Here is a 17020-nt window from a genome sequence, read left to right on the forward strand (position 1 = left end):
ACTGCCACTCTATATCCGCACATGCGGATGCAGAGTGTGGAAAATCCCGTGAGTGCGGTTCGAGAGCGCCGGTGGATTCTCACGGACACACACGCATCCGCCGCGGCCGCCGAGCGGTACCGTGGGGACATGGCCTTCCCTCCGCTGGTCGCCCCGGCCCCTGCGCTTCCCGACGGCGAGCGCGAGCGCGCCGCGCGACAGATCCGCCTCCCCGAGATCGGCGAAGACGGACAGCGTCGGCTGTTCGCCGCGCGCGTGTGCGTGATCGGGGCGGGAGGACTCGGGTCGCCCGTGCTGCTGTATCTCGCGTCGGCGGGGATCGGGACGATCTGCATCGTCGACGACGACGTCGTCGACACGTCGAATCTGCAACGGCAGGTGATCTTCGGTGTCGACGATGTCGGGCGGCCGAAGGGGCATGTCGCCGCCGAGCGGATCCGCTCGCTGTCGCCGCACACGACGGTGATCCGCGCGCACGAGCGACTGACCGCCGAGAACGCCGGGCGGATGCTCGCGGGCTACGACATCGTCATCGACGGCAGCGACACCTTCGACACCCGTTACGCCGTGGCCGACGCCTGTGACGCTCTTGGCGTCCCCCTGGTGTGGGGGTCCGTGCTCCGCTTCGATGCGCAGGCGACGGTGTTCTGGTCCCGCCCTCCCACCGGGACGCCCGTGCGACTGCGCGACGTGTTCCCGACCGCTCCGCCGCCGGAGGATGTCCCCTCGTGCGCGGATGCCGGAGTCCTGGGCGCGCTGTGCGGACAGCTGGGGGCGATCCTCGCCGCCGAGGCCGTCAAGCTCGTATGCGGCATCGGGGACCCCGTGGTCGGGCGGATGCTGGTGATCGACGCGCTCTCCGCGCGGACGCGCGAGGTGCGGCTGGTGCCGGCATCCCGGGCGTCGGACGCCCACCACGAGACGGTCACGATCCGCTCGATCCGGCCCGACGAGCTGGAGGACCTCGGTGACGCCCTGCTGCTCGACGTGCGGGAGGAGCACGAGTTCCTGGCGGGCAGCATCCCGGGGGCGCGTTCGCTCCCGCTCGGGCGGCTGCGCGCCGACCCCACGGCGGTCGAGGCTGATCGCCGCATCGTCGTGTTCTGCCAGACCGGTCCTCGAGCGCGTGCGGCGGCATCCGTGCTGCGCGCGGCGCATCCGCACGCCGAGATCCTGCTGCTCGACGGCAGCTATGCGGCGTGGTCCCGCACGCGGGACACGACGGGAGCGGCGTGATCACCGTCGCGGACCATCGGTCCCGGATCCTCGCCGCCGCCGCGGCCCTGCCGCCGCGCGTCCACGCCCTGGACGAGGCGAGCGGTCTCGTGCTCGCGGCGGACGTCACGACCCGCTGGCCGGTCCCGCTGTTCGACAACTCGGCGATGGACGGCTACGCGGTGCGCGCCGCCGACGCGCACGAGGGCGCTGTCCTGCGTGTCGTCGCGGACGTTCCCGCCGGATCGGGGGAGGACCCGGCGTTCGGTCACGGCGAGGCGGTCCGGATCATGACGGGTGCTCCCGTGCCCGCGGATGCCGATGCCGTCGTCCCCGTGGAGCACACGGATCTGGGCGTCTTCACCGGAGCCGTCGCCCCCGAGCGCATCACCGTCACACGCGCGCCGTCGGCCGGCGCCCACATCCGCCGCCGGGGTGAGGACGTCTCGGCGGGAGCCGTCGTCGTCCGCGCCGGGACGGTGCTGGGGCCATGGCAGCTCGCCACGATCGCCTCGGCAGGGCACGATCGCGTCCTCGCGCATCCGGCGCCCCGCGCGGCTGTCGTCTCGACGGGATCGGAGCTCGTCGCACCCGGAGCCGAACCGCGGCGCGGTCAGATCCCGGAGTCGAACTCGCGGCTGCTCGCCGCGGCGCTGCGCGGGACCGGGGCGGAGATCGTGCGCGTGGCGACGGTCGCCGACGACGAATCCGCCCTGCGGGCCGTGCTGGCGAGCCTCGACGCGGATCTCATCGTGCTGTCGGGAGGGGCGAGCGTCGGAGCGTTCGACGTCGTCAAGGCGGTGCTCGACGAGGCGGGGCCCGGGCGCGGCCCCGTGCGCTTCGACGCCGTGGCGATGCAGCCCGGCAAGCCGCAGGGGTTCGGCTCGGCATCCGACGGAACGCTGCTGTTCTGCCTGCCGGGCAACCCGGTCAGCGTCGCGGTGTCCTTCGAGATGTTCGTCCGACCCGCCGTGCGCGCGCTCGCCGGCCGGGCCGACATCGATCGTCCACGGGTCTCCGCGCCGGCCGGGCGGGCGTGGACATGCCCGCCAGGCCGGGCGCAGGTGCTGCCGGTCGTGTTCTCCGACGGTGCGGTGGTCCCGGCATCCGGGGGCGGCAGCGGATCGCACCTGGTCGCCTCCCTCGCTCAGGCGACGGACCTGGCCATCGTGCCGGCCGAGACCTCCCGCGTCGAGGTCGGCGACCTCGTGGATGTCATGCTGGTGAGCACGCAGAAGGAGCAGCGATGAGTTTCACCCACCTCGACGAGCACGGACACGCGCGGATGGTCGACGTCACCGAGAAGCAGCCGACGATCCGCAGCGCGACGGCGCAGGGACTGGTCCGCTGCCACGCAGGCGTCGTCGCCGCCCTGCGCGACGGCACGACGCCCAAGGGGGACGTGCTGGCGGTCGCGCGGATCGCCGGCGTCCAGGGGGCGAAGCGGACAGCAGAGCTGATCCCGCTCGCGCACATCATCGGGGTGCACGGGGCCACCGTGGACCTCGACGTCGTCGACGAGGGCGTGGCGATCACGGCGACTGTGCGCACCGCGGACCGCACCGGGGTCGAGATGGAGGCGCTCACCGCCGTCAGCGTCGCCGCTCTCACGGTGATCGACATGGTCAAGGGCATGGACAAGACGGTCGAGATCGCGAACGTGCAGCTCGTGCGCAAGACCGGAGGCAAGAGCGGGGAGTGGGTGCGGTGAACGCGGCCCCGCGCCGAGCGGCCGTCATCCTCGCCGGTGGACGGGCGACGCGACTGGGCGGCGCGGACAAGGCGGAGGTCGAGATCGGCGGACGGATGCTGATCGACATCGTCGTGCTGGCGGTCTCCGGGTGCGATCCCGTCATCGTCGCCGGCCCCGAGCACCTGGCACGGACCGGCGTGCGCGTCGTGCGGGAGGATCCGCCGTTCGGCGGTCCGGTGGCGGCGATCGCCGCGGCCGTCGCGGAGCTTCCCGCCGACGTCGAGGAGACCTGGCTGCTCGCGTGCGATCTGCCGAACGCCGCCGGCGTCGTCGACCTGCTGTCGCGCGCCGAGCTCCCGGCGGATGCCGACGCCGTCGTGCTCCGGGACGCTCAGGGGCGCGCGCAACCGCTCGCCGGTCGCTATCGCGCCGCCGCTCTTCGCCGAGCCGTCGCCGCTCTGGACGAGGTCGACGGATCATCGATGCGCCGGCTCAGCCGAGGGCTGCGCGTGCACGAGATCGACGATCCGGCGGGCGCATCGGCGGATCTCGACACGTGGGACGACATCGCGGCGTTCCGCGGCGATTCCCCGGCGGAGGATGCCGGCCGATGGAGAAGGGAGACGGCATGACCGACACACCACAGGAGCTCGCGGACTGGTCGGCGGAGCTCGCCGCTGCGCTGGGCGTGCAGGAGGACGTCCCCATCGCCGATCTGCTGGAGGTGACACGAGACGTCGCGCATGCCGTGACCCGGCCGGCGGGACCCGTCAGCATCTACCTCATCGGTCGTGCCGTCGCACAGGGCATGCCCGTCGAGGCGGCGATCGCCGTCGTGCGTGCGCAGGTCGGGGAGCAGGCATGAGAGTCCGCTACTTCGCCGCGGCGGCGGAGGCCGCCGGACGCGAGGAGCAGACCATCGCCGCGGAGCTCACGCTCGGCGACCTGCGCGCGCAGCTGCGGCACGAACACGGCGCGGAGTTCTCTCGCGTGCTCGACCGGTGCGCCATCCGCGTCGACGGCGCGACGCTCGCGGACGACGACGCGGTGCCGGCGACGGCGACGGTCGACGTGCTCCCGCCGTTCGCAGGCGGCTGATCGGGGGCGGGGCAATTCTTCCGGCGTCAACGCCGGAAGGGGCGCGGTCGACGGCGGGACAATTGCCCGAGGGCCCCAGCGGCGAACGGAGTGATCGTGTCGGACACCTCGAACTGGCGTGGACGCATCCCCGTGTACTTCTTCTCCAGCAGCTCCGGAATGGTGAGGCAGTTCGCCGAGCGCCTCGAGCGGCCGGTGTTCGACCTCGCTGTGCGCGACGTGCGCCGATCCGTGCCTGCGGCGGCCTGGGTGCTGCTGACGCCTTCGTACAAGACCGGCAATCGCGCCAACGACACCATCCCCGAGGCCGTGCGCCGATTCCTGTGGCATCCGCTCACGCGGCGCAGGCTGGTCGGTGTCATGGGGTCGGGGAACCGCAACTTCGGATCCCACTATCAGGCCGCATGCCGGCAGATCGCGAGAGCCTCGGGCAGGCCCGTGCTGTTCGAGTTCGAGCTGCAGGGCACGCCCTGGGATGTGGAGGACGGGCGTCGCATCCTCGCGGCGCTCGACGCGGATCGCCTGAGCATCCGCGATGACGAGAGGACGAACCATGATGACGCGCTCCGCAGGACGGCGAGCACTCACGTCGATCGCGGTGGCTTCGACCCTGCTGCTCGGGGGATGCGCCGCACCGCAGAGCACCGATGAGCCCGAGGCGACCGCGACGACGGGCGCCGGGATCCCCCAGGGCGCAGAGGGCGCCGCGCACTTCGACGACCTGGCCCTGGTGGTCGGCGACGGGCCGATCGATGTGCAGGTCTGGGTCGATCCCTTCTGCCCGACCTGTCACGAGTTCGAGGACGCGGCCGGAGAGAGCATCGCCGACATGGTCGACGACGGCGACATCACTTACTCGATCCATCTGATGAACTTCCTCGACCGGGCTTCGCAGGGCTCGGAGTACTCGACGCGTGCCGGCTCCGCGCTCACGTGCGTCGCGGTGTCGCAGCCCGACCGTCTGCTGGATGCCGTGCGGGCGATCTTCACCGCTCAGCCCCAGGAGCAGACCACGGGGCTCAGCGATGACGAGATCGTCGACGTGCTCGAAGCAGCCGGGGTCGAGGACATCACCGCCTGCGTCGAGGCGCGGCCGTACGGCGAATGGGTCCAGCTCTCCAACGACAGTGCGATCGAGGGCATCTCGGGCGCCGACCTCCCGTCGATCGAGGGAACGCCGACGCTGATCGTCGACGGCACGGCCTTCACCGGCGACACCGCCGACGCGGATGCCGTGGAGGATTTCATCCGCGGAGGCCAAGGCGACTGACCACGCTTGGGCGCGCACATCGATCGCCCGGAGACACGACATGACGACACGACGCCGACCCGATCCCCGGTGCCCGTTGCGCCCGCAGGAGCCGTGCACGCTCTGCCAGCCGGGCGCGCACGGCCCGCACGACTGCGCCACGGTCTGGCTCGTGATGGGCGATCCAGAGCTTCGCGAGGACCTGCGTCCGCACACCCGCGCCGCGGCCGAGGCTCGGCGAGCGCAGCGCTGAGGGGCGTCAGCCGCCGATCGCGGACATCGGGCGCACGGGCTGGAGGAAACCCGGATCGTCGATCCCGTGACCGGCGCGCTTGCCCTCGATGTTCGTCCGCAGCATCCGAGCGATCTGCTCATCGTCCGCGCCCCCGCGCAGCAGCGCCGACAGGTCGGACTCCTCCCGGGCGAACAGGCAGTTGCGCACCTGCCCGTCGGCCGTGATCCGCACGCGGTCGCACGAGCCGCAGAACGGAGCGGAGACGGAGGCGATCACGCCGACCGTCGTCGGTCCGCCGTCCACCAGGTGGATCTCCGCGGGGCTCGATCCACGGTCTCCCGCGGGGGTCAACCGGAACTCGGCGGACAGCTTCTCCAGGATCTCCTCGGCGGGAACCATTCTCTGCCGCGACCAGATGTGCCCGGCATCCAGGGGCATCTGCTCGATGAACCGCAGTTCGGCCTCGTGCTGCTGAGCGAAACGCAGCAGGTCGCAGAACTCGTCGTCGTTGACGCCGCGCATCGCGACGGTGTTGAGCTTGAGGGGGCGAAGGCCGCTGTCACGGGCCGCCTGGATGCCGCGCAGCACGTCCTCGAAGCGATCGCGGCGGGTCAGCTCGGCGAAGCGGTCAGGACGGACGGTGTCCAGGCTGATGTTGACCCGCTCCAGCCCGGCGGCGACGAGGTCGTCGATGATCCGGTCCAGGCGGATGCCGTTGGTCGTGAGCGACACCCGCAGCTGGCCCTCGTCGCCTTCGATCCGTGCGAGGCGGCGGACGACGTCCACGAGATCGGGGCGCAGCAGCGGCTCGCCGCCGGTGAGGCGCACCTCGATGATGCCGAGCCGGGCGAGGATGCCGGCCACGCGCTCGATCTCGTCCGTGGACAGGATGTTCTGCTTGGCGAGCCAGGGCACGCCCTCCGCGGGCATGCAGTAAGTGCAGCGCAGGTTGCATCGGTCGGTCAGCGAGATGCGCAGATCGCGGTGCACGCGCCCGAACCGGTCGACGAGCGGGCCGTCGAACGCCGTCACAGTCCTACCCAGTTCGTCGTGCCGTCCGCCGTCACCTGACGCTTCCACACGGGCAGCTCCGCCTTGATCCTCTCGACCAGCGCGCGGCTGACCTCGAACGCCTCCGCACGGTGCGCACTGGAGACCGCGCACACGATCGCCACCTCGCCCACGGTGAGCGTGCCGATCCGGTGGGTCACGGCGATGCGCAGGTCGTCGGCGTCCATCGCCGCGGCGAGGTCCGCGAGCGTGGCCGCGGCATCCGGGTGCGCGCTGTACTCCAGGCGCACGACCTCGCCGGACGCACCGGGGTCGTGGTCGCGCACCGTCCCGACGAACAGCGCCGTGGCGCCCGCCGCGTCGTGCGCCACGGCATCCAGGTGGGCGGGGACGTCGAGGTCGACGTCGGAGATCGCGGTGCGGACGATCACGCGTGATCGCCTCCCGCTCTCTGGGACAGGACGTGGTCGACGAGGCCGAGGATGAGCGGGACGCCGTCGCGGACCGCGCCGGGGGAGCCGGCGAGATTCACGACCAGAGCGGCCTCGTGGATCCCGGCGACGCCGCGCGACAGCAGGGCGGTGGGCAGCTTCGCGGCGCCGATCCGGCGCACCTCCTCCGCGATCCCCGGGATGACGGGATCGAGCAGGGGGAGCGTCGCCTCGGGGGTGACGTCGCGCGGACTGATCCCGGTGCCGCCGGTCGTGATGATCAGGCGTGCGCCGTCGGCGGCGGCCATCCGGATCGCCGCCGCGATGCGCGCGGTCTCGTCGGGAACGATCGTGACGTGCGCCGCCCAGCCGGATGCGTGGAGCAGCTCGACCGCGGCCGGACCCGACAGGTCTTCGCGGAGCCCCTCCGCCGCGCGATCGGAGACCGTGATGACACGTGCGGTTCTGCTCACCGGTGGCTCCTGTCGCTGCGTCGTCCTGGCGTCAGTCTAGGACGACGCGTGTTACCGCCGGATGTCACAGCCTGCGCAGTTTGTCGGGATCGGGCGTGGTCACCGGATCCCAGCCGCGCTTCGTGTCGCGGGATCCGCGGACGTCATCGCGCGAGCGGTACACGATGTAGGGACGGAAGAGGTAGCCCACGGGGGCGGAGAACACGTGCACGAGTCGGGTGAAGGGCCACAGCGCGAAGAGCAGGCACGCCGTGATCACGTGCAGCTGGAACAGCAGCGGGACCCCGATCATGAGCTCGGGCTGCGGCTGGAACAGGATCAGGCTGCGGAACCACGGCGACACGGTCTCCCGGTAGTGGAAACCGCCGCCGAACACCTGGTGCACGACCGTCGCGGCCGTGCCGAAGAGCAGCGTGGCGCCGAGCACGACGTACATGAACTTGTCCATGCGCGTCGTCGCGAGGAACACCGGTCCGACCACGCGCCGGCGGTAGATGAGGATCGCGAGCCCCGCGAGCGTGAGCACGGCGGCGAACGTTCCCAGCACGGTCGCGCCGATGTGGTAGGCCTCCTCCGTTATCCCGATCGCGTACAGCCATTCGCGGGGGATGAGCAGTCCCACCACGTGGCCTGCGATCACCATGAGGATGCCGAGGTGGAACATGGGTGATCCCCACCGCAGCAGCCGGTTCTCGTAGACCTGGCTGCTGCGGGTCGTCCAGCCGAACTTGTCGTAGCGGTAGCGCCAGATGTGGCCGAGGACGAAGACGGCGAAGCACACGTAGGGCAGCGCGACCCACACCAGCACGTTCAGCGTGCTCATGACGGCTCCTTCATGGTCTGGGAAGTCGTGGGAGAGAACGGGGCGAGGTTGCCGAGGAAGCTCAACCCGACCGTCTCGACGGGAGGACCCTCGGTGACCAGCTCGAGCACGCGTTCGCGCGTCGCGGCGGACACCGGCGGCAACGACAGCGTCACGGTGCGCACGACCCCCGCCCAGGGGCTGTCCATGCCCTCCAGGGCAGCGCGCAGAACCTCGATGCCCTCTACGTGCGCCGACAGCAGCGCCTCGGCGACCTCGGAGTCCGATCGCGCCGAGAACTCCAGGACAGCGGGCAGGAAGTCCGGCAGCTCCGCCGCATCGAACTCCCACCCCGCGGCGCGATACGCCTCCAGGAACGTCACCAGCGCCGTGCCGCGCTTGCGGGTGTCGCCGGTGGCGTAGTAGCTGAGGTACAGGCTGCACTTGCGCTTGAGGTCGAACGTCTCGACGTACGCGCGCTGGAAGGCATCGGCTCCGGCATCCTGCGCGGTCGTCAGGAACGCCACCAGCGGGTCGCGCAGTGCCGCGGGCAGAGCCTCGGCGTGCCGTCGGAGCTCGGGCAGGCGGGCGAACCACGCAGCGTCCGGGTAATCGAGCAGCAGGGAGGCGAGCATGTGCGCGCGTGCGCGCTGGGCGGACGACAGCTCCACCGGCGCCAGCGCCTCGGGAAGCCCGCGTCGCGGCGTCACCCGAGTCGAGAGCGCACCGCGCATCACGACTCCCGCTCCGGTGACGGCGGGAACAGCCCCTCTGGCGACCCGTTGCCGTCCCAGTTCAGCAGGTTCACCCGGCCCGGCGAGGACGGCCGGTCGGCCGTCTGGCGGTTCTGCAGCGCGTGGAAGTTCTCCACGGCGACCGGCACGGGCCGTCCGCTCGAGGACCCGAAGGGGCCCGCGCCGCCCATGCCCGGGCCGTCCTCGTAGTCCAGCGAGCAGGCCATCTCCTCGAGCTCGTGCGCGCGCTCGGTGTGCGCCGCGGGGATCACGTAGCGCTCCTCGTACTTCGCGATCGCGAGAAGGCGGTACATCTCCTCGACCTCGGTGCCGGTCATCCCCACCGCCGTCGCGATGCGCTCGTCGCGCTCGTCGTCGAGATTGATGCCCCGCATGTAGGAGCGCATGGCCGCCAGGCGGCGCAGCGCGTGATCCACCGGGCGGGTGTCGCCGGCGGTGAACAGCTCGGCGAGATAGCCGATGGGGATGCGCAGCCTGTCGATCGCGGCGAACAGCGTGCGGGCATCCTCGCCGTCGTTGCCGGAACCGGTCACGACGTCCACCACGGGGGAGAGCGGTGGGATGTACCAGACCATCGGCATCGTGCGGTACTCGGGGTGCAGGGGGAGCGCGACCTCGTACTGCTGGATGAGGCGCCAGATCGGGCTGCGACGCGCGGCGTCGAGCCAGTCCTCGGGGATGCCGTCGGCGCGCGCCTGCTCGATGACCGTCGGGTCGTTCGGGTCCAGGATGATCGAGCGCTGCGCCGCGAGAAGGGCCTGCTCGTCCTCGACCGACGCGGCCTCGGCCACGCGATCGGCGTCGTACAGCACCAGACCGAGATAGCGCAGCCGGCCGACGCACGTCTCCGAGCACACGGTGGGCAGTCCCACCTCGATGCGCGGGTAGCACATCGTGCACTTCTCGGCCTTGCCGGTCCTGTGATTGAAGTAGACCTTCTTGTACGGGCATCCGGACACGCACATCCGCCAGCCGCGGCAGGCGTCCTGGTCGACGAGCACGATGCCGTCCTCGGCGCGCTTGTACATCGCGCCGGACGGGCAGGATGCCACGCACGAGGGGTTCAGGCAGTGCTCGCAGATGCGGGGGAGGTAGAACATGAACGCCTTCTCGAACTCGGCCGAGACCTCGTCGCTCATCTTCTTCAGGATGGGGTCCTGCTGCATGGTCTCCTGGGACCCGCCGAGATCGTCGTCCCAGTTCGCCGACCAGGAGATCTTCATGTCCTCGCCGGTGAGCAGGCTCTTGGGCTTGGCCACGGGCGTCTGCGAGCCCGCCGGGGCGTTCAGCAGCATGTCGTAGTCGTAGGTCCACGGCTCGTAGTAGTCGTGGATCTCGGGGAGGTTCGGGTTCGAGAAGATGCGCATGAGCTTGGCCAGGCGCCCGCCGCTGCGCAGCTTCAGGCGGCCGCGCCGGTTGCGCACCCAGCCGCCCTCCCAGCGGTCCTGGTCCTCGTACCCGCGGGGGTAGCCGACTCCGGGACGGGTCTCGACGTTGTTGAACCAGACGTACTCGACACCCGTGCGGTTCGTCCACGCCTGCTTGCAGGTGACCGAGCAGGTGTGGCATCCGATGCACTTGTCGAGGTTCATCACCATCGACATCTGCGCCATGACCTTCATCAGTACTGCACCTCCTGGCTGCGCCGGCGGATCGTCGTGATCTCGTCGCGCTGGTTTCCGGTCGGGCCGAGATAGTTGAACGCCCAGGCCAGCTGCGCGTAGCCGCCGATGAGGTGGCTCGGCTTGAGCAGGATGCGGGTGAGGGAGTTGTGGATGCCGCCGCGCAGGCCGCTCGTCTCGGCGATCGGCACATCGACCGTGCGATCCTTCGCGTGGTACATGAAGACGGTGCCCTCCGGCATGCGGTGCGAGACGATCGCGCGGGCCACCACGACGCCGTTGCGGTTGTACGACTCGATCCAGTCGTTGTCGCGGATGCCGGCCTTGGCGGCGTCCTGGACGCTCATCCAGATCGTGGGGCCGCCGCGCGAGAGTGCCAGCATGAAGAGGTTGTCCTGGTACTCCGAGTGGATCGACCATTTCGAATGGGGAGTGAGGTAGCGCACCGAGACCTCGGTCCCGCGCCCTTCGTCGCGCACATCGCCCACCGGGCGCGAGTCGAACAGCCGCGCCATGTCCAGCGGCGGACGGTAGATCGGCAGATTCTCGCCGAGCTCCTCCATCCAGTCGTGGTCGAGGTAGAAGTGCTGGCGGCCGGTCAGCGTGTGCCAGGGCTTCAGATGCTCCACGTTGATGGCGAAGGCCGTGTAGCGCCGTCCGCCGTGCTCGGATCCCGACCACTCCGGCGAGGTGATGACGCTGCGCGGCTGTACCTGGACGTCGGCGAACGAGATCGAGGAGCCCTCGTGCTCCTCAGCGAGGAACGCCATCTTCTGACCGGTGTGCTCTTCGAGCGTGCGGAACCCCTGGGTCGCCAGACGTCCGTTCGAGGTGCCGGACAGGGCGAGGATCATCTCGCAGACCCGCTTATCCGAGTCCAGTCGGACCGACCCTCGGCAGGGACCGGTCTCGACCGTGCCGTTCAGCCGCGCCAGACGTTCGAGTTCCGGTTCGGGGTGATACGTGATGCCCTTGGTCGTCATGCCGAGCTTCGTGGTGAGCGGGCCGAGCGACTTCCACTTCTCGGCGAGGTTCGGGTAATCGCGTTCCACGACCACGAGCTTCGGCATCGTCACGCCGGGTTCGAGAGGGAGGTCCTGGACGCGTCCGTGCGGGGTGGCCAGGACGTCCGGGGTGTCGTGCTGGAGCGGCACGGCGACGAGATCGCGGCGCACGCCCAGATGCGTGCGGGCGAGTTCGGAGAACTTCTCGGCGAGCAGACGGAAGGTGTCGTAGTCGGTCTTCGTCTGCCAGGGCGGCTGGATGGCGGGGTTGAACGAGTGGATGAACGGGTGCATGTCCGTGGAGGACAGATCGTGCTTCTCATACCACGTGGCGGTGGGCAGCACGATGTCGCTGAACAGCGTCGTGCTCGTCATCCGGAAGTCGCTCGTCACCAGCAGGTCGAGCTTGCCCTCGGGCGCTTCGTCGTGCCAGCGCATGTCACGCGGGCGCGAGCCCGGAGCGCTCTCGGACGCACGCACCGCGGAATCCGTGCCCAGCAGATGCTTGAGGAAGTATTCGTTGCCCTTGCCGGAGGAGCCCAGGATGTTCGCCCGCCACACGAGCACGATGCGGGGGAAGTTCGCCGGATCGTCCGGGTCCTCGATCGCGTATTCGAGCGAGCCGTCCTGCAGGGAGTCGACGACGTGCTGCGCGGGCTCCTTTCCCGCGGCCTCGGCCTCGTCGCACAGATCCAGCGGGTTGCGCGAGTACGTGGGGAACGCCGGCATCCAGCCGCGCTTGACCGATTCGACCATGCAGTCCGCGGTCATGCGGTCCGCGAACACGCCGCGCGCGAGCGGCGAGGACAGCTGATCGGCCGGGAGGCCGTCGTAGCGCCACTGGTCGGTGGCGAGGTACCAGAAGCCGGTGCCGATCGCGAGACGCGGAGGGCGGTTCCAGTCCGCGGCCGTGGCGTACTGCGTGTAGCCGGTGACCGGACGGACCTTCTCCTGGCCGACGTAGTGCGCCCACCCGCCGCCGTTCACGCCCTGGCAGCCGGTCATCGTCGTCAGCGCGAGGAACGTGCGGTAGATCGTGTCCGAGTGGAACCAGTGGTTCGTGCCCGCGCCCATGAGGATCATCGATCGCCCGCCGCTGCGTTCGGCGTTGTCGGCGAACTCCCGGCCGATGCGGGTGGCCTGCTCGGCCGGCACCGACGTGAGCTCCTCCTGCCAGGCCGGTGTCCCCGGGGATGTCGGGTCGTCGTAGCCCGTGGGCCATGTGCCGGGCAGTCCGTCACGGCCGACGCCGTACTGTGCGAGCATCAGGTCGAACACAGTGGTCACGGTCCTGCCCGCGACCGTCATGACCGGGACGCCGCGCAGGACGGTGCCGGAGCCGCCGGCGTGCTCCTGCCCCTCCTCCGGGGCGACGTCGAAGCGCGGCAGCGCGATCTCCGCCGCCGCGGAGTCCCACGCGGGGAGGTCGGCGATGGACAGCGGCGGTACGACGTCCCCGAGATCGAGGTTCCATCGCCCGCGGTCCTCCGGGCTGAAGCGGTGTCCGAGCGATCCGTTCGGCACGACCGGCGTCCCGTCGGCGTCGAGGAGGACCGGCTTGAAATCGGCGTGGGCGGTGGCCGCGGCATCCGTGTCCAGATCGCTCGCCGTGACGAACTTGCCCGGCACGAGCGCGTCGCCGTTGCGCTCGAGCGTGACGAGGAACGGCGCATCGGTGTATCGCCGCATGTAGTCCTCGAAGCGCGCGGTGCGCGTGCGGACGAAGTGCTCGGTGAGGATCACGTGTCCCATCGCGAGGGCGAGCGCGGCATCCGTCCCCGGATGCGGAGAGACCCACTCGTCGGCGAACTTCGTGTTGTCCGTGTAGTCCGGCGACACCGTGACGACCTTCTGGCCGCGGTAGCGCGCCTCGGTCATGAAATGAGCGTCCGGAGTGCGGGTCACGGGGACGTTCGACCCCCACATGATCAGATAGCCCGCGTTGAACCAGTCCGCCGACTCCGGCACGTCGGTCTGATCGCCGAACACCTGGGGGCTGGCGACCGGCAGGTCCGCGTACCAGTCGTAGAACGACAGCATCGTGCCGCCCAGGAGGTTCAGGAACCGGGAGCCCGCGCCGTGTGACACCATCGACATCGCCGGGATCGGGGAGAACCCGGCGATCCGATCCGGCCCGTAGGTCTTCACCGTGTGCACGTGCGCGGCCGCGGCGATCTCGATCGCCTCCTCCCAGCTCGTGCGGACGAGGCCGCCCTTGCCCCTGGCTCGCTTGTACTGCGCGGCGAGGTCCGGGTCCTCGACGATGCTCGCCCACGCGTCGACCGGATCCGGGTGCCGCTGCTTCGCCTCGCGGTAGAGTCCGGCCAGCACCGATCGGATGTACGGATAGCGCACGCGCGTGGGCGAGTAGGTGTACCAGCTGAAGGCTGCGCCGCGCGGGCATCCGCGGGGCTCGTACTCGGGGGAGTCCGGGCCGACGCTGGGGTAGTCGGTCTGTTGCGCCTCCCACGTGATGATGCCGTCCTTGACGTACACCTTCCACGAGCAGGAACCGGTGCAGTTCACCCCGTGGGTCGAACGGACCACCTTGTCGTGCGACCAGCGGTCTCGGTAGAAGGCGTCCCCGGATCGCCCGCCTTCCAGGAACAGCGCCCGCAGGTCCTCGCTCGTCTCTCCGGGGCGCAGGAACCGCCCCATCGACAGCAGCGCATCCGCTAGCGGGCCGTCGGTCGCAGGCGTGCTGCGGGTTCGGATCTCAGGTGTCATGGGGAGCCTCCTGGTCGACAGTGCCCAGCATGCCGTTCGGACCGCAGGTTAGGCCAGCCATACCGGACGTATTTATTCGATGCGTCCCGGCGGTCGCGGGGCGTCGGTGTTTGTTCCGGTCCTCCGGCCCTTCCGCGCGCGGCGCACGGTGGCTACGCTCACGGTCATGACGACCGAGACACAGGCGAGTCCCCCGTCGTTGCGCGGCCAGTTCCCGCAGGTGCTGCTCGCGACCCTGGCATCCACGGTCGGATTCTGGGCATGGATGTGCATCGCTCCGCTCCAGGCCACGTATGCGCAGGAGATGGGACTGGACGAGGGGCAGATCTCCCTCATGCTCGCCACGCCCGTCCTCGTCGGAGCGCTCGGACGCATCGTGGTCGGCGCCATGACGGACCGGTTCGGCGGCCGGGTCATGTTCACGGTCGTCCTGCTGGGGTCGATCCCCGCCGTGCTCCTGGTCGCTCTCGCGGGCAGCATCCGCAGTTTCCCGCTGCTGCTGGTCGCCGGCTTCTATCTCGGCGTCGCCGGCACGATCTTCGCGGCCGGAGTCCCGTTCGCGAGCGCCTGGTACGCCCCGGCGAGGCGGGGCTTCGCCAACGGCGTGTTCGGCATGGGCATGATCGGGACCGCGGTGTCCGCGTTCCTCACCCCGCGGATGGTGGAGTGGATCGGATACCTCCCGACGCACTTCGCGATCGCGGGGATCATGCTGGTCTTCGCGGCCCTGAGCTGGTTGCTCCTGCGCGACTCTCCGGCCTGGGAGGCCAGCAGGATGCCGCTGGTTCCGAAGGTGATGGGGGCGCTGCGGCTGAGCATCACGTGGAAGATGGCCTTCCTGTACGGGATCGTCTTCGGCGGATTCGTGGCCTTCTCGACGTTCCTGCCGAAATACCTCACCACGATCTACGCCGGCGAGGTGGATGCTGTGGGCGCCGGCACCCGGGCCGCGATGTTCGCGGTGGCCGCCGTGATCGCACGCCCCGTCGGCGGCGTGCTGGCCGACCGGTTCGGTCCCAAGATCATCTCGCTGATCTCGCTCGCCGGGATCGTCACCCTGGCGTACATCGTCGGACAGCAGCCGCCCGAGGGCATCCTCACCGGCGCGACCTTCCTGGGGATGGCCTCGGCGATGGGCCTGGGGATGGGGGCGGTGTTCGCGTGGATCGGCCCGTCGACGCCGAAGGACAAGGTCGGCGCGGTCAGCGGCGTCGTCGCGGCCGCCGGCGGACTCGGCGGGTACTTCCCGCCCCTCGTGATGGGCGCGACGTACAACGCCGAGACGAACTCGTACTGGCTCGGCCTCTGGCTGCTCGTCCTCGTCGGCGCCGGGGCCCTCGTCGTGGCCGGGATGATGAAGGACGCACCTCGGCCAGGATGAACCGCGGGGAGGGCGGGCCCGACGCGCGTGTCAGGATGGGGGGATGCCTCTCATCGCCCTGACCGGCGGCATCGCCTCCGGCAAGTCCACGATCGCCGGACGCCTCGCGCAGCACGGTGCGGTGGTCGTCGACGCGGACCGGATCGTCCGGGATGTTCAGACGCCGGGCTCGCCCGTGCTGCACCGCATCGTCGAGGAGTTCGGCGAGGGCATGATCGACGCCGCGGGGGAGCTCGATCGTCCGGCACTGGGCGCGCGGGTGTTCGGCGACCCCGAGGCGCTCGCCCGCCTCAACGCGCTCGTCCATCCGGCCGTCCGCGCGGAGTCGCAGCGCCGGTTCGAGGACGCCTTCGCCGCGGATCCCGCGGCCGTCGTGGTCTACGACGTCCCGCTGCTCGTCGAGGCGCGGGTCGACGACCCGTGGGATCTGATCGTCGTCGCGCACGCTCCGACGGACGTCCGGCTCCGCCGCCTCGTCGACCTGCGCGGAATGACCGCCGAGGCCGCGCAGGATCGGATCGATGCACAGGTGCCGGACGACCAGCGCCTCGCCATCGCGGATGTCGTGATCGACACGGCGGGCACGCCGGCCGAGACCGACGCGCAGGTCGACGCGCTGTGGAGGCGGTTGACGAGCGCGTGATTCAGGCCGCCGATGGCGCGGCGGCCTCTGCCCGTCGGCGGCGCCAGCGCCGGATCAGGCCGACGACCAGGACGATCAGTCCGATGAGCACGAGTGCGGCGACCACCGGGACGACGATCGCGAGCGCCGCCAGGACGAAGGAGGCGCCGTCCTCCGCAGTGCTGAGCACCGGGGCCGCGAGTCCTCCGGTCACGGCGTTGGCGGCGACGCGCGCGGTGGCCTTGGTCACATGGACGACGAGCGCGATGACCACGCCGGTCGCGATCGGGATCCAGATGTGCTCGTCGAAGAAGGCCGACGGGTCGTCGACCGCGACGGTCTGGGCGCTCGCGCCGGCGCCGAACACGATGCCTCCTGAAGCCGGGCGCAGCACGCTCTGGATCACGTCGTTGATCGAGTCGAGCGCGGGGATCTTGTCGGCGACGACCTCGAGCACCAGCAGGATGCCGAGGATCCACAGCGCGAGATCGCCGGAGATCCACGACCATCCGGCCGGCAGATCGACGGCGGGCAGAAGGCGATCGGCGAGCCCCAGCAGGAACAGCGGCATCCAGGCGTTCAGACCTGCGGATGCCGCAAGACTGGTGCCGATCAGGAACTCGATCACGGCTCCACTCTAAGGTCGGCGCGCGACGGCCGCTGCGGGGCGCGGCACCCGTTCCCGATGGCGTGGCCCCGGTG

Annotated in this window: 19 protein-coding genes; 11 read left to right on the forward strand and 8 right to left on the reverse strand. The window is 70.5% G+C overall.

The window, feature by feature from the left end; genetic code table 11:
- Positions 1-129: 129 nt before the first annotated feature.
- From AC3RXZ_RS00640 to AC3RXZ_RS00680, 9 genes are all read left to right on the forward strand, one after another.
- A complete protein-coding gene (locus AC3RXZ_RS00640; RefSeq protein ID WP_243225982.1) occupies positions 130-1236 on the forward strand; it encodes a ThiF family adenylyltransferase in 1107 nt (368 codons plus the stop codon).
- Entirely contained in the window at positions 1233-2465 is a 1233-nt protein-coding gene (locus AC3RXZ_RS00645) for a molybdopterin molybdotransferase MoeA (protein WP_491492854.1), read from the forward strand. The genes AC3RXZ_RS00640 and AC3RXZ_RS00645 overlap by 4 nt, the downstream gene beginning before the upstream one ends.
- A complete protein-coding gene (gene moaC, locus AC3RXZ_RS00650; protein ID WP_243225980.1) occupies positions 2462-2926 on the forward strand; it encodes a cyclic pyranopterin monophosphate synthase MoaC in 465 nt (154 codons plus the stop codon). The genes AC3RXZ_RS00645 and moaC overlap by 4 nt, the downstream gene beginning before the upstream one ends.
- Positions 2923-3540 carry a molybdenum cofactor guanylyltransferase gene (gene mobA / locus AC3RXZ_RS00655; protein ID WP_243225979.1) on the forward strand — a complete coding sequence of 206 codons (618 nt, stop codon included), beginning with the start codon at positions 2923-2925 and terminating at the stop codon, positions 3538-3540. The genes moaC and mobA overlap by 4 nt, the downstream gene beginning before the upstream one ends.
- Positions 3537-3773: a DUF6457 domain-containing protein gene (locus tag AC3RXZ_RS00660; protein ID WP_491492855.1), complete on the forward strand. Its 237-nt coding sequence runs from the start codon at positions 3537-3539 to the stop codon at positions 3771-3773. Before mobA ends, AC3RXZ_RS00660 begins: the two co-directional genes overlap by 4 nt.
- Positions 3770-4006, forward strand: a complete 237-nt coding sequence (locus tag AC3RXZ_RS00665; protein ID WP_243225977.1) for a MoaD/ThiS family protein — start codon at positions 3770-3772, stop codon at positions 4004-4006. Before AC3RXZ_RS00660 ends, AC3RXZ_RS00665 begins: the two co-directional genes overlap by 4 nt.
- Before the next feature lie 96 nt (positions 4007-4102).
- On the forward strand, positions 4103-4657 hold the full coding sequence (gene nrdI, locus AC3RXZ_RS00670) for a class Ib ribonucleoside-diphosphate reductase assembly flavoprotein NrdI (protein ID WP_491492856.1): 555 nt from the start codon (positions 4103-4105) through the stop codon (positions 4655-4657).
- Positions 4605-5276, forward strand: a complete 672-nt coding sequence (locus AC3RXZ_RS00675; protein WP_243225976.1) for a DsbA family protein — start codon at positions 4605-4607, stop codon at positions 5274-5276. Before nrdI ends, AC3RXZ_RS00675 begins: the two co-directional genes overlap by 53 nt.
- Before the next feature lie 40 nt (positions 5277-5316).
- Positions 5317-5508, forward strand: a complete 192-nt coding sequence (locus AC3RXZ_RS00680; protein WP_491492857.1) for a DUF6767 domain-containing protein — start codon at positions 5317-5319, stop codon at positions 5506-5508.
- A 6-nt stretch (positions 5509-5514) separates the two neighbouring features.
- Here AC3RXZ_RS00680 and moaA read toward each other — a convergent pair whose 3' ends face one another.
- From moaA to AC3RXZ_RS00715, 7 genes are all read right to left on the reverse strand, one after another.
- Complete coding sequence (gene moaA, locus AC3RXZ_RS00685; RefSeq protein ID WP_491492858.1) at positions 5515-6522, reverse strand: GTP 3',8-cyclase MoaA; 1008 nt, start codon at positions 6520-6522, stop codon at positions 5515-5517.
- Complete coding sequence (locus AC3RXZ_RS00690) at positions 6519-6932, reverse strand: molybdenum cofactor biosynthesis protein MoaE (RefSeq protein ID WP_491492859.1); 414 nt, start codon at positions 6930-6932, stop codon at positions 6519-6521. The genes moaA and AC3RXZ_RS00690 overlap by 4 nt, the downstream gene beginning before the upstream one ends.
- A complete protein-coding gene (locus AC3RXZ_RS00695) occupies positions 6929-7405 on the reverse strand; it encodes a MogA/MoaB family molybdenum cofactor biosynthesis protein (RefSeq protein ID WP_243225972.1) in 477 nt (158 codons plus the stop codon). Before AC3RXZ_RS00695 ends, AC3RXZ_RS00690 begins: the two co-directional genes overlap by 4 nt.
- A gap of 64 nt (positions 7406-7469) precedes the next feature.
- On the reverse strand, positions 7470-8228 hold the full coding sequence (narI, locus tag AC3RXZ_RS00700) for a respiratory nitrate reductase subunit gamma (protein WP_491492860.1): 759 nt from the start codon (positions 8226-8228) through the stop codon (positions 7470-7472).
- Positions 8225-8917, reverse strand: a complete 693-nt coding sequence (gene narJ / locus AC3RXZ_RS00705) for a nitrate reductase molybdenum cofactor assembly chaperone (RefSeq protein ID WP_491492861.1) — start codon at positions 8915-8917, stop codon at positions 8225-8227. Before narJ ends, narI begins: the two co-directional genes overlap by 4 nt.
- Positions 8918-8940: 23 nt before the next feature.
- Complete coding sequence (narH, locus tag AC3RXZ_RS00710) at positions 8941-10584, reverse strand: nitrate reductase subunit beta (RefSeq protein ID WP_491492862.1); 1644 nt, start codon at positions 10582-10584, stop codon at positions 8941-8943.
- Positions 10584-14315: a nitrate reductase subunit alpha gene (locus tag AC3RXZ_RS00715; RefSeq protein WP_491492863.1), complete on the reverse strand. Its 3732-nt coding sequence runs from the start codon at positions 14313-14315 to the stop codon at positions 10584-10586. Before AC3RXZ_RS00715 ends, narH begins: the two co-directional genes overlap by 1 nt.
- A gap of 166 nt (positions 14316-14481) precedes the next feature.
- On the opposite strand from AC3RXZ_RS00715, the gene AC3RXZ_RS00720 reads away from it, so the two are divergent.
- Together AC3RXZ_RS00720 and coaE are read left to right on the forward strand one after the other, a co-directional pair.
- On the forward strand, positions 14482-15696 hold the full coding sequence (locus tag AC3RXZ_RS00720) for an MFS transporter (RefSeq protein WP_243225964.1): 1215 nt from the start codon (positions 14482-14484) through the stop codon (positions 15694-15696).
- A 43-nt stretch (positions 15697-15739) separates the two neighbouring features.
- The gene (coaE, locus tag AC3RXZ_RS00725; protein WP_243225963.1) at positions 15740-16339 is read left to right on the forward strand and encodes a dephospho-CoA kinase; all 600 of its coding nucleotides are present in this window, start codon (positions 15740-15742) and stop codon (positions 16337-16339) included.
- A gap of 1 nt (position 16340) precedes the next feature.
- Here the strand turns inward: coaE and AC3RXZ_RS00730 are convergent, their stop codons facing one another.
- On the reverse strand, positions 16341-16946 hold the full coding sequence (locus AC3RXZ_RS00730; protein WP_491492864.1) for a DUF4126 domain-containing protein: 606 nt from the start codon (positions 16944-16946) through the stop codon (positions 16341-16343).
- Positions 16947-17020: the final 74 nt, after the last annotated feature.

Source organism: Microbacterium cucumeris (assembly GCF_058349845.2).